The sequence below is a fragment of the Ideonella sp. sgz306126 genome (assembly GCF_056032705.1).
Genome location: NZ_JBVYWP010000003.1, coordinates 233388 through 246405 on the forward strand (window position 1 = coordinate 233388; position 13018 = coordinate 246405).

General features: G+C 69.6%; 9 protein-coding genes. 7 read left to right on the top strand and 2 right to left on the bottom strand.

Annotation, left to right across the window (positions count from 1 at the left end; all coding sequences use genetic code 11):
- Nucleotide 1: 1 nt before the first annotated feature.
- Nucleotides 2–1363 (bottom strand): GH1 family beta-glucosidase, encoded by a 1362-nt coding sequence (locus AC0N04_RS09530; RefSeq protein WP_474280931.1) that lies wholly within the window; start codon nt 1361–1363, stop codon nt 2–4.
- A 312-nt stretch (nt 1364–1675) separates the two neighbouring features.
- Between AC0N04_RS09530 and AC0N04_RS09535 the strand changes: the two genes are divergently transcribed.
- From AC0N04_RS09535 to AC0N04_RS09545, 3 genes are all read left to right on the top strand, one after another.
- Nucleotides 1676–5182, top strand: a complete 3507-nt coding sequence (locus AC0N04_RS09535; RefSeq protein WP_474280933.1) for a hybrid sensor histidine kinase/response regulator — start codon at nt 1676–1678, stop codon at nt 5180–5182.
- Nucleotides 5163–6128, top strand: a complete 966-nt coding sequence (locus AC0N04_RS09540) for a response regulator (protein ID WP_474280936.1) — start codon at nt 5163–5165, stop codon at nt 6126–6128. Before AC0N04_RS09535 ends, AC0N04_RS09540 begins: the two co-directional genes overlap by 20 nt.
- Nucleotides 6129–6358: 230 nt before the next feature.
- Complete coding sequence (locus AC0N04_RS09545) at nt 6359–6850, top strand: aspartate carbamoyltransferase (protein WP_474282025.1); 492 nt, start codon at nt 6359–6361, stop codon at nt 6848–6850.
- Nucleotides 6851–6872: 22 nt separating this feature from the next.
- Here AC0N04_RS09545 and AC0N04_RS09550 read toward each other — a convergent pair whose 3' ends face one another.
- Entirely contained in the window at nt 6873–7820 is a 948-nt protein-coding gene (locus AC0N04_RS09550; RefSeq protein WP_474280938.1) for a CsgG/HfaB family protein, read from the bottom strand.
- Nucleotides 7821–8049: 229 nt separating this feature from the next.
- Here AC0N04_RS09550 and urtA point away from each other — a divergent pair, with 229 nt between their 5' ends.
- The 4 genes from urtA to urtD all read left to right on the top strand — a co-directional run bounded on the left by urtA (nt 8050) and on the right by urtD (nt 13018).
- Nucleotides 8050–9309 (top strand): urea ABC transporter substrate-binding protein, encoded by a 1260-nt coding sequence (urtA, locus tag AC0N04_RS09555; RefSeq protein ID WP_474282027.1) that lies wholly within the window; start codon nt 8050–8052, stop codon nt 9307–9309.
- Between the two features lie 99 nt (nt 9310–9408).
- Nucleotides 9409–10992: an urea ABC transporter permease subunit UrtB gene (gene urtB, locus AC0N04_RS09560; protein WP_474280940.1), complete on the top strand. Its 1584-nt coding sequence runs from the start codon at nt 9409–9411 to the stop codon at nt 10990–10992.
- Nucleotides 10993–11063: 71 nt separating this feature from the next.
- Entirely contained in the window at nt 11064–12146 is a 1083-nt protein-coding gene (gene urtC / locus AC0N04_RS09565; RefSeq protein WP_474282029.1) for an urea ABC transporter permease subunit UrtC, read from the top strand.
- Nucleotides 12143–13018, top strand: a complete 876-nt coding sequence (gene urtD, locus AC0N04_RS09570) for an urea ABC transporter ATP-binding protein UrtD (protein ID WP_474280942.1) — start codon at nt 12143–12145, stop codon at nt 13016–13018. The genes urtC and urtD overlap by 4 nt, the downstream gene beginning before the upstream one ends.

Consider the following 13018-nt stretch of genomic DNA (forward strand, 5'->3'; position numbering starts at 1 on the left):
CTCAGGCCCCGGCCGCCGGAGCGGGCAAGGCGTTGCGGGCGATCACCTCGGCGTAGGCCCGGGCGCTGGCCTTGAGGGTGCGGCGTTGGGTCTCGAAGTCGACATGGACCAGGCCGAAGCGCTTCGAGTACCCGTGCGCCCATTCGAGGTTGTCCAGCAGCGACCATGCGAAGTAGCCGCGCACGTCGACGCCTTGCCGCAGGGCGGCGTGCAGCGCCCGCAGGTGCTTGTGCAAGGTGGCGACGCGCAGCGGGTCTTGCAGCAGATCGCCTTCGACGCTGGGGGGATCGAAGAACGCCGAGCCGTTCTCGGTGATGTAGAGCGGGATGTCGCCATAGCGTTGGCGCACCCACAGCAGCGTGTCGGTCAGGCCTTGGGGGTAGACCTCCCAGCCGGTCTCGGTGTGCAGTACGGCCCGCTGCGGCACCGGGCTGGCCCGCACCGGCCAGGCCGCCGGATCGTCGCGGTTGACGCTGCGGGTGTAGTAGTTGATGCCGAGAAAATCGATCGGCTGGCGGATCAGGTCCAGGTCGGCCTGAGGCCAGTCCTGCCAGGCCTCGCCGAAGACCTCGCGCAACTCGTCGGGATAGCGGCCGAGGAAGACCGGATCCAGGTACTGCCGGTTCATGTAGGCGTCGGCACGGGCGGTGGCGGCGAGGTCGCGCGGGTCCTGGCTGGCGGGGGTCTTGGGCTCCAGGTTCACCACCAGGCCGATCTGGTGGCGGCCCTGCGCGCGGTAGGCCTGGACCGCACGGGCATGGGCGCGCAGCAGCTGGTGCGACGCGATCGTAGCCTCGAAGGCGCTGCGGTGGCCGGGCGCCAGCGTGCCGCGCAGGTAGCCGCCGTCGCTGACCACCCACGGCTCGTTGAGCGTGGCCCACAGCGGCACCCGGTCGTCGAGCCGGCGGAAGACCGCCTGGGCGTAGTCGGCGAACCACTCGGCGATGTCGGGGTTGAGCCAGCCGCCGCGATCGTTCAGCGCCGCCGGCAAGTCCCAGTGGTAGAGGGTGACATTGGGCTGGATGCCGGCGGCCAGCAGGGCGTCGACCAGACGCTCGTAATGGTCCAGCCCGGCGCCGTTGAGCCGGCCCCGGCCCTCGGGAAAGATGCGCGACCACGAGACGCTGAAGCGGTAGCTCTGCAGGCCCAGGCTGCGCATCAGGGCCACGTCGTCGCGGAAACGGCGGTACTGGTCGCAGGCGACGTCGCCGGTGTCGCCATCGCGCACCATGCCGGGCGTGTGGCTGAACCGGTGCCAGATGCTGGGCCCGGCGCCGTCGGCCAGCGGCGAGCCTTCGACCTGGTAGGCGGCCGTGGCGCAACCCCACAGGAAAGAGGACGGGAAGGCGAGGGCGTCAGACATGGGCGCAGCGTGGAATTGCGGAGGAATGGTGTCGTGTAAACGTTTCCACGGCATGTTAATGCCCCGTGAACGGCCTGGATACAGGGTTCACCCGAGTGGGGCGGCGGCACCAGAATGCGGCAAAGCCGTGCGGCGAAGGGCGATCCGCGATGCACTGCCTTGGTGCCATCGGCGCCGAAATGCGCCGTTGACGGGCCACCGGGCGCCCGACGTGCCCGTGCAGCGCCCCGCCAGGCTGGTGCGCTTCTTGAGTACGGACCGGCATGGGCACCCGGTGGTGCCGCGCCTGCTTGCCGTCTTCTCTCGCTGCCGATGTCTTCCCGCCCCGCTTCTTCAGTCGCTGCACGCTCCGCGCCGGCCGGCCCCGATGCGGCGGTGCAGCGCGTGGTGACGATCCGGCGCGACTACAACGCCTGGGTCGCCAGCGAGTCGCTGGAGGATTACGCGCTGCGCTTCACGCCACGGGCGTTCCGGCGCTGGAGCGAATGGCGGGTGGCCAACACCGCCTTCGGAGCGGCGTCGTTCCTGGTGCTCGAAGCGGTGGGCGCGACGCTGCTGGTCCGGTACGGCTTCGCCAACACGCTGTGGGCGATCCTGGCCACCGGCGCGGTGATCTTCGCGGCGGGCTGGCCGATCAGCGTCTACGCGGCGCGCTACGGGCTGGACATGGACTTGCTGACCCGCGGCGCCGGCTTCGGCTACCTGGGCTCGACCATCACCTCGCTCATCTATGCCAGCTTCACCTTCATCTTCTTCGCGCTCGAAGCGGCGGTGATGGCGTATGCGCTGGACCTGGCCTTCGACATCCCGCCGGCCTGGGGCTATTTGCTGTGCGCGCTGGCGGTGATCCCGCTGGTGACCTGGGGCGTGACGCTGATCAGCCGGCTGCAGGTCTGGACGCAGCCGCTGTGGGTGGCGATGCTGGTGCTGCCCTACGCCGTCGTGCTGCACCGCAACCCGGGCTTGCTGGGCCGCCTGGCGCGCTACGCCGGCGAATCGGGTACGCATGCGGGCTTCCAGTGGGCTGCCTTCGGTGCCGCCACCACGGTGGGCATCGCGCTGATCACGCAGATGGGCGAGCAGGCCGACTACCTGCGCTTCATGCCGGAATGCGCGCCCGGCCATCGCCGTCGCTGGTGGTTCAACGTGCTGGCGGGCGGGCCGGGCTGGGTGCTGCCCGGTGTGCTGAAGATGTTGGGCGGCGCGCTGCTGGCCTTTCTGGCGCTGGGCAACAGCGTGCCATCCGATCGCGCGGTGGACCCGAACCAGATGTACCTGGCAGCCTATGAGCAGGTGTTCGGCCGCGAGGGCTGGGCCGTGGCCGCAACCGCGCTGTTCGTGGTCGTCTCGCAGCTCAAGATCAACGTCACCAATGCCTATGCCGGCTCGCTGGCCTGGAGCAACTTCTTCTCGCGCGTCACCCACAGCCATCCGGGCCGGGTGGTGTGGATGGTGTTCAACACCTTGATCGCGCTGATGCTGATGGAGCTGGGCGTGTTCCAGGCGCTGGCCGCGGTGCTGGGCCTGTTTTCCAACATCGCGATCTCGTGGATCATGGCCGTGGTGGCGGACCTGGTGATCAACAAGCCGATGGGCTGGAGCCCCCGGGGCATCGAATTTCGCCGGGCCTATCTGCACGACATCAACCCGGTGGGCGTGGGCGCGATGGGCCTGGCGTCGGTGCTGTCGGTGGCGGCGCACCTGGGCGCCTTCGGGCCGCTGGCCCAGGCCTTTTCGGCGCTGATTGCGCTGCTCACCGCGCTGGTCGCCTCGCCGCTGATCGCCTGGGCCACCGGCGGGCGCTACTACCTGGCCCGCACGCCGCAGGCGGCGGCCGCGCCGGACGAGGGGGTGCCGCTGGCCGCCGTGCTGCGGCGCTGCGTGATCTGCGAGCGCGACTACGAGGCCGAGGACATGGCGCAGTGCCCCGCCTACGGCGGCACGATCTGCTCTCTGTGCTGCACGCTGGATGCGCGCTGCCACGACCGCTGCAAGCCCCAGCCCCGGCTGGTGGACCGGGTCTGGGCCGGCTGGTCGCACACGCTCGCGCGCCTGTTGCCGCGCCGGCTCGGCCCGCGGATCGACACCGGGCTGGGCCAGTACCTGCTGCTGATGGGCTTGATCGCGCCGTCGCTGGCGGGCCTGTTCGGCCTGCTCTACCACCATGACCGGTTCACGCTGGCCTCGCAGGCCGGCGCGCCGGTGCTGGACGAGGCCTGGCCGGCGCTGCTGGCGGGCACGCTGCGCGCCGGCTACCTCAAGGCCTACGCGGCGCTGCTGCTGGTGGCCGGGGTGGTCGCCTGGTGGCTGGTGCTGGCCCACCAGAGCCGGCAGGTGGCGATGGAGGAGACCACGCGCCAGACCGAGGCCCTGGTGCGCGAGATCGACTCCCACCGCCGCACCGACCTGCAGTTGCAAGAGGCCAAGCGCATCGCCGAGGCCGCGAACCTGGCCAAGACACGCTACATCAGCACCATCAGCCACGAGTTGCGCACACCGCTCAACAGCATCCTGGGCTATGCCCAGTTGCTGGAGGACGACCCGCTGCTGCCGGCCCACCGGCGCCAGGCGGTCAGCGTGATCCGCCGCGGCGGCGACCACCTGCTGAGCCTGATCGAGGGCACGCTGGACGTTGCCCGCATCGAGGGCGGCAAGCTCACGCTCGAGGTGCGGCCGATGCGCTTTCGCGAGGGCATGGTCGAGCTGGCGCGGATGTTCGAGCCGCAGGCCGCCGCCAAGGGCATCGCCTTCCATTTCGAGGGCGGCGACGACCTGCCCGAGGTGGTGCGGGCCGACGAGCGCCGGCTGCGCCAGATCCTGATCAACCTGCTGGGCAACGCGGTGAAGTTCACGTCGCAAGGCCAGGTCACGCTGCGCCTGCTCCACCAGCGCGAGATGGCGCGCATCGACATCATCGACACCGGGCCGGGCATGGGCGAGGCCGAGCTCGAGCGGGTCTTCGAGCCCTTCGTGCGCGGCTCGGCCGCCAGCGCCGGCGGCACTGGCCTGGGCCTGACCATCAGCAAGATGCTGACCGATCTGATGGGGGGCGAGATGACGGTGCGCAGCAGCCCGGGCGAGGGCAGCACCTTCAGCCTGCGCCTGTTCCTTCCCGAGCTGCGCGCCGAGCTGGCCGAGCGCGAATGGCCGCGCGTGCAGCGCCATGGCTATGCCGGCGCGCGCCGCTGCATCCTGGTGGTGGACAACGAAGAGGCCGACCGCCAGTGGCTGCTGGACCTGCTGCAGCCGCTGGGCTTCCAGATCGAGCAGGCCGAGTCGGGCGAAGCCTGCCTGGCGCGGCTGGCGACACTGCAGCCCGATGCAATCTTCATGGACCTGGCGATGCCCGGCATCGACGGCTGGGAGACGATCCGCCGGCTGCGCGAGCAAGGCCTGAGCGACGCGCCGGTGGCGATCGTCTCGGCCAATGCCTTCGACAAGGGGCTGGACAACATCGTCGACCTGCCGGCGGCGGACTTCCTGGTCAAGCCGGTGCGCATCGCCGACCTGCTGGACTGGCTGGGCACGCGCCTGCAGCTGCAGTGGCTGAGCGCGCCGCTCGCCGAGCCGGCGCCAACGCCTGCCGAGGCCGCCGAGGAGCCGACGGTCTATCCGCCGGCCGAGGCGCTGCAGGCCCTGCGCGAGCTGGTGGGGCTGGGCTACCTGCGCGGCATCACCCGTCTGCTCGACCGCATCGAGGCCGAGCATGCGGCGAGCGCCGGCTTCGTCGCGCGGCTGCGCGCCATGGCACGCGAGTTCCAGCTCGACGCGCTGAATCTGACCTTGGAGAGAGCGCTCGATGAACTCCGACGGGCTTGACCTCAACGCCTCCGATCTGGTGCTGATCGTCGACGACGTGCCGGACAACCTGGCCGTGCTGCACGACGCGCTGGACGAGTCCGGCTACACCGTGCTGGTGGCCACCAGCGGCGAGGCGGCGCTCAAAACGGCCGCGCAGAGCCGGCCCGACATCGTGCTGCTGGACGCGCTGATGCCGGGCATGGACGGCTTTGAGGTGGCCCGGCGGCTGAAGGCCGACCCGGCCACCGCCACCATCCCGATCGTGTTCATGACCGGCCTGACCGAGACCGAGCACGTGCTGGCCGCCTTCGGCGCGGGCGGCATCGATTACGTCACCAAGCCGATCCGGCCGCGCGAGGTGCTGGCGCGCATCGCCGCCCATCTGGTCAGCGCGCGCGCGCAGCGCCAGGCGCGCAACGCGCTCGACGCCTTCGGCCACGCGACGATGGTGGTGCTGGAACGCAATGGCCGGCGCGTCTGGCAGACGGCACTCGCACGCCGTCTGATGAAGGAATACTTCGCCGACACGCCCGAGGTGACCACGCCGGCCGAGGTGATGGCCTGGGTCGCCCGCGAATCGCTGCGCCGCCGCGCCGGCGCCGACCCGCTGACGCTGACCATCGCACGCGGCGCCCAGCGTCTGAACTTCACGCTGCACGCGATGAGCGACGAACAGGGCCACGAGGGCGAGTGGCTGCTGGTGCTGCGCGAGGAATCCGAGACCGCGCTGCTCGAGGCGCTGGCCCAGTCCTTCCCGACGCTGACCGCGCGCGAATCGGAGGTGCTGTACTGGGTCATCCAGGGCAAGACCAACCGCGACATCGGCGACATCCTGGGCACCAGCCCGCGCACCGTGCACAAGCACCTGGAGCACGTGTTCGAGAAGCTCGGCGTCGAGACCCGCACCGCCGCGGCCGGCATGGCGCTGACGCGCATCCGCGGCGGCCGCGGCGAGGGCGGCTGAGCGGCGAGCCGGCGGCTGCCGCGCGCCGCCGATCCAGCGGGCGCGGAGTTTCTGCCTATGATGACGCCCCTTGTCCTGCATCGCCGCGGCCCTCCGGCTCGCTGCAGGCTCTCCGGAGAATCACGATGTTCAAGACCGCTCTGTCCACCGCCGCGCTGCTGGCGTTCGCCGCCGGCTCCCAGGCCCAGGCTCCGTCCGCGATGAACCCCGGCGGGATGGACCCGGCCTCGATGGACCACGCCTCGATGGACCACGCGGCCCACATGGCCGCCATGGCCAGCGCGCAGCGCCAGGCCGAGGTGTCTCATCGCGGCAAGGACGTGATGCCGTTCAGCCTGTCGGCGACCACCCATGTCTTCACCAAGAATGCCGAAGGCGGGGTCCAGGCCGTGGTGGTCAAGCAGCCGGACGACGCTGCCCAGGTGGCGCTGATCCGGCGCCACCTGCAGGATATCCGGGCCCAGTTCCTCCAGGGCGACTTCTCCGGACCGTCCCACATCCACGGCCAGGACATGCCGGGCCTGGCCGATCTCCGGTCCGCCCGACCCGGCCAGATCGCGATCGCCTACCGGGAGATCAAGGGCGGTGCCGAGCTGACCTACGCCACGTCGGACGCCAGTCTGGTGGCGGCGCTGCACACCTGGTTCGATGCCCAGCTGTCCGATCATGGCAAGGACGCGATGGCGGGCCATGCCCACCACCCGGGCATGACGATGAACTGAGGGTGCGGGCCGCGCCACCCACTCAGGGCGCGACCAGGGTGCGCTGGACCCATCCGCTGACGTTGGCCGCGTCGACGCGCACGAAGCCGCCCTCGACTTCGCCGGTGGCGACCATCTCGTCCGAGCGCTGCAGGCTGCCCAGCACCCGGGCGTTGCGCGACGGACCGTCGTAGACCTTGACGTTGGCGATCTTGGGCCTGAGCATCGCCCCGGCGGCGATCGGTGCCCCGGCTTTCGTCGAGGCCGCGGCGTTGGCGTCGCCGGCGGCCGAGCTCTGGCGGATCAACTGGGGCTGGTTGCGGATCTGGACGACGATGTTGTTGTAGTTGTCGAGCAGGCTGGCGGCCACCATCTTGCCTTCGGGGGTGCTGGTGTAGCCTCCCAGCGCACCGGCGGCGGCGCCGCCGAACGCCCAGCCGCCGATGCCGAAATCGGTCTTGGTGGCCTTGCCTTCGGCCGCCGCCACCTGGATGCTGGAGCGCACGTCGGACACCAGGATGCTGGTCGAGGCTTCCTTGAACTTCAGGCCGCCCACCAGCGCACCCAGCGCGCCGAACCGGCCCGCCAGGGCCCCGCCCAGGCCGCCGGTGGTCGACGATCCGACCTGCACGTTCGGCGTCATCACGAAGTCGGCGGCCTGCATCTGGCCCTTGCCCAGGTTGGAGTCCTGGCGCAGCTCGCCGCCGGCGGCCAGCGCGCGCTCCTCCTGCAGGTTCTGCATCGCGGCGCCGCGCTCGACCACGTCGAAGCAGCCGGATTGCTGAACCATCATGCGCAGCAGGGCGGCCGGCGAGCCCAGGCCGTACTGCTGCAGGTAGCCCCAGCCGTTCTGCGGCTCGACCACGGCGAGCACGCCCAGCTTGTGCTCGCACCGCTCGACCTGCGAGCTGGTCTCCTGGGCCTGTGCAGACAGGCTGGCCAGCGTGGCCAGGCCGATCCCGGCGATCCAGGTCGCTTGTTGGCGTTCCATGAGCGTCCTCCTGTGAGGCCCGGTGACGGCGCGGGCCGGTCAGCTCGCAGTGTGCGCTTCAATCCGTCCGGTCGAGGTGCGGGCCGGGGCTGCCAATCGAGGGATTGAGGCGCGGCGGGGTGTCTGCGTACGCCATCCTGCGTATGGGTGCGAGCAAGGGGCGAGGGAACACTACGGACATCCGCTGTTTCCCCTCGTCCTTTCTTCACTCAGGAGCCCTTTCATGAAGATGTCCCGCCGTTCTCTCACCGCCCTGGCCGCTGCGGCCTGCGTGCTGGGCCTGCCGTCGCTGGCCAGCGCGGCCGACACCATCAAGGTCGGCATCCTGCACTCGCTGTCCGGCACGATGGCGATCTCGGAGACCGCCCTCAAGGACATGGCCTTGATGACCATCGACGACATCAACGCCCACGGCGGCGTGCTGGGCAAGAAGCTCGAACCGGTGGTGGTCGACCCGGCGTCGAACTGGCCGCTGTTCGCCGAGAAGGCCAAGCAGCTGATCGACCAGGACAAGGTGGCGGTGGTGTTCGGCTGCTGGACCTCGGTCTCGCGCAAGAGCGTGCTGCCGGTGTTCGAGGAGAAGAACTCGCTGCTGTTCTACCCGGTGCAGTACGAGGGCGAGGAGCTGAGCAAGAACGTGTTCTACACCGGCGCCGCGCCGAACCAGCAGGCCATCCCCGCGGTGGAATACCTGATGAGCAAGGACGGCGGCTCGGCCAAGCGCTTCGTGCTGCTCGGCACCGACTACGTCTACCCGCGCACCACCAACAAGATCCTGCGCGCCTTCCTGCATTCCAAGGGCGTGAAGGACGAGGACATCATGGAGGAGTACACGCCCTTCGGCCACTCCGACTACCAAAGCATCATCGCCAAGATCAAGCAGTTCGCCTCGGCTGGCAAGAAGACCGCCGTGGTCTCGACGATCAACGGCGACTCCAACGTGCCGTTCTACAAGGAGCTGGGCAACCAGGGCCTGAAGTCGACCGATGTGCCGGTGGTGGCCTTCTCGGTCGGCGAGGAGGAGCTGCGCGGCGTCGACGCCAAGCCGCTGGTCGGCCACCTGGCGGCATGGAACTACTTCATGTCGATCAAGAACCCGACCAATGCGGCCTTCATCAAGCAGTGGAGCGCCTACGCCAAGGCCAAGAACATTCCGGGCCAGTCCACCAAGCCGCTGACCAACGACCCGATGGAGGCGACCTGGATCGGCATGCACATGTGGGCGCAGGCCGTGGCGAAGGCCAAGTCCACCGACACCGACAAGGTGATCGCGGCGATGGCCGGCCAGACCTTCAAGGCGCCCGACGGCTTCACCGTGGAGATGGACCCGAAGAACCACCACCTGCACAAGCCGGTGTTCATCGGCGAGGTCAAGGCCGACGGCCAGTTCAACGTGGTGTGGAAGACCCCGGGACCGATCAAGGCGCAGCCCTGGAGCCCCTACATCCCCGAGGACAAGGGCAAGAAGGACGAGCCCGCGACCAAGTGAGGGCGGCGGCCGGCGCGAGCCGGCCGATCGCCTGAACGCTCTGCTGCCCGTCTCACCCCGGGCCGGCGCCGGCCGGCCCGCCACTCCCCGGCTGCCCCGATGTTCTTCCTGCGTCGCTTGCCCTTGCTTCTCGCCGGCCTGCTGAGCCTGTGGGCCGTGTCCGCCCAGGCACTGACGGCGGCCCAGGTCCGCGCCATCGCCGACGGCGGCACCGATGCCCGCATCGTCGCGCTGGACCAGGCGGCCGCAGCGGCCGATCCGGGTCTGCAGGCCTTGGTGCAGGCGCTGCTCGACGATGCGGTCAAGCTGACGCCGGCCCAGGTGCTGGTGGTCGACGGCGACAAAGTGCGCGATGCCGTCACCGGCGCCGCGGCGACGCTGCCCGACAGCGCCGAAGACATCGTCAACAACAACCGCATGCGCGGTGCGCTGCAGGCTGTGCTGTCCTCGCTGAAGCTGGCCTCGCCGGACCTCGCCACGCGCCAGGCCGCCGCCGCCGATCTGGCGTCGCAGGACCTGGACGAAAGCCAGCTGCCGCTGATCGACAAGGCCTTGCAGGCCGAGACCGACCCGGCGCTGAAGGAGGCGCTCGGCCGGATGCGGGCGCGCATGCTGATTTCGTCGAGCGACCGCGGCAGGCGCCTCGCCGCAGCGCAGGCGCTGGGGGCCAGCGGTCAGGCCAGCGTGCGCAGCCTGCTCGAGGACCGCCTGGCGGTGGAAACCGACCCCGAGGTGCAGAAGGCGCTGCGCCACTCGCTCGCCGAGGTGTCCGACAAGCTGGCCTGGGGCGAACGCCTGGGCGTGGTCTTCACCGGCCTGAGCCTGGGCTCGATCCTGCTGCTGGTGGCACTGGGCCTGGCCATCACCTACGGCCTGATGGGCGTGATCAACATGGCGCACGGCGAGCTGATGATGATCGGCGCCTACGCCACCTACCTGGTGCAGGTGGGCTTCAAGGCCTGGCTGCCGGGCCTGTTCGACTACTACGTGTGGCTGGCGATCCCGGCCGCGTTCCTGGCCAGCGCGCTGGTGGGCGCCGCGCTGGAGCGCACGGTGCTGCGCTGGCTCTATGGCCGGCCGCTGGAGACGCTGCTGGCCACCTGGGGCATCAGCCTGGTGCTGATGCAGACGGTGCGCACCTTGTTCGGCGCCCAGAACGTTCCGGTGGAGAACCCGGCCTGGCTGTCGGGCGGGGTGGCGGTGATGAGCAACCTGACGCTGCCCTACAACCGCATCGCGATCATCGCCTTCGCCCTGGCCGTGCTGGCGGCGGTGGCGCTGCTGATCGCCAGGACCCGGCTCGGCCTGTTCGTTCGCGGCGTCACGCAGAACCGCCGCATGGCCGCGTGCATGGGCGTCAACACGGCCCGCATCGACACCTACGCGTTCTCGCTCGGCGCCGGCATCGCCGGCCTGGCGGGCTGCGCGCTGAGCCAGGTCGGCAACGTCGGTCCCGATCTGGGCCAGAGCTACATCGTCGACTCGTTCATGGTCGTGGTGCTGGGCGGCGTCGGTCAGTTGGCGGGCACCGTCTATGCGGCGCTGGGGCTGGGCGTGCTGAACAAGCTGCTGGAAGGCTGGACCGGCCCGGTGCTGGCGAAGATCATGGTGCTGGTGTTCATCGTGGTCTTCATCCAGAAGCGGCCGCAGGGCCTGTTCGCGATGAAGGGGAGAGAGGCGTGACACCCACCTTGCAAGCGCCGCGCAGCGGCCTGTTGTTGCCCCCCGCGGGCTGGGCGGCGGTGTTCGCGGCCATGCTGGCGGTGATGCTGCTGGTGCCGCTGGCCAACCTGTGGCTGCCGCCGGCCAGCCCGTTCCACCTGGGCGATTTCTACGTTGCGTTGATCGCCAAGATCATGTGCTACGCGATCTGCGCGCTGGCGATGGACCTGATCTGGGGCTACACCGGCATTCTTTCGCTGGGCCACGGCCTGTTCTTCGCGCTCGGCGGCTACGCGATGGGGATGTACCTGATGCGCCAGATCGGCCGCGACGGCGAGTACCACATGGACATGCCCGACTTCATGGTCTTCCTGAACTGGAAGACCTATCCCTGGAGCTGGGCGGTCAGCGACTCCTTCGTGCTGCAGATGGCGCTGGTGGTGCTGGTGCCGGCGCTGCTGGCCTGGGTCTTCGGCTTCTTTGCGTTCCGCTCGCGCATCAAGGGGGTCTATTTCTCGATCATCACGCAGGCCATGACTTACGCGGCGATGCTGCTGTTCTTCCGCAACGAAACCGGCTTCGGCGGCAACAACGGCTTCACCGATTTCAAGCGCATCCTGAACCTGCCGCTGGCCCAGCCGTCGACCCGCATGGCGCTGTTCGTGATCACCGGGCTGACGCTGATCGGCTTCTTCCTGATGGCGCGGGCGATCGTGGCCAGCAAGTTCGGCCGGGTGCTGCAGGCCATCCGCGATGCCGAGACCCGGGTCATGTTCACGGGCTACGACCCGCTGGCCTACAAGCTCGCGATCTGGACCCTGTCGGCGGCGATGTGCGGCGTCGCCGGGGCGCTGTACGTGCCGCAGGTCGGCATCATCAACCCGAGCGAGATGAGCCCCGCCGCGTCGATCGAGATCGCGATCTGGACCGCGGTGGGCGGCCGCGCGACGCTGATCGGGCCCATCGTCGGCGCGTTCTTCGTCAACGGGGCCAAGAGCTGGTTCACCCAGGTCTTCCCCGAGTTCTGGCTCTTCTTCCTCGGCGGCCTGTTCATCGCCGTGACGCTGTTCCTGCCCGAAGGCCTGGTCGGACTGGTCGGGGCCTTGCGCAGGGCGGGCGGCTGGCGCGGCGTGTGGGCTCGCGTGACGGGTCGGGCCATCCAGGAGCCCGCATGACCCCCGAGTTGCAGGAAGCCGGCGCCCGGGTGCGGCAGCAGCACCAGGAGAAGGCCACGCCAGGGTCGGGCGACCGCGAGGCGTCGTTCGGCCGGCTGCTCAAGCACGGCCAACCCGATTTCGCCCATGGCGTGGCGCTGTACCTGGACGACATCACGGTCAGCTTCGACGGCTTCAAGGCGCTCGACAGCCTGAGCCTGGCGATCCAGGTCGGCGAGCTGCGCTGCATCATCGGGCCCAACGGCGCGGGCAAGACGACGATGATGGACGTGATCACCGGCAAGACCCGGCCCGATGCCGGCACCGCCTCGTTCGGCTCCACCATCGACCTGCTGCGGCTGCGCGAGAACGAGATCGCGCAGATCGGCATCGGCCGCAAGTTCCAGAAGCCCACCGTCTACGAGCCGCTCAGCGTGTTCGAGAACCTGGAGCTGGCGCTCAAGGCCGACCGCCGTGCGCGCGCCAGCCTGTTCGCGCGCCTTGGCGGAGCCCAGCGCGATCGCATCGCCGAGGTGCTGCAGCTGATCCACCTGCTGCCCGAGGCCGGGCGCACCGCCGGCCTGCTCAGCCATGGGCAGAAGCAATGGCTGGAGATCGGCATGCTGCTGATGCAGGAGCCGACGCTGCTGCTGCTGGACGAGCCGGTGGCCGGCATGACCGACGAGGAAACCGAGCGCACCGCCGAGTTGTTCCTGTCGCTCGAAGGTCGGCATTCACTCGTGGTGGTCGAACACGACATGAGCTTCGTGGCCCAGTTGACCCAGGGGCGCAAGACGGTGACCGTGCTGCACGAGGGCCGCGTGCTGGCCGAGGGGCTGCTGGCGGACGTGCAGGCCAACGAGAAGGTGGTCGAGGTGTACCTGGGGCGCTGA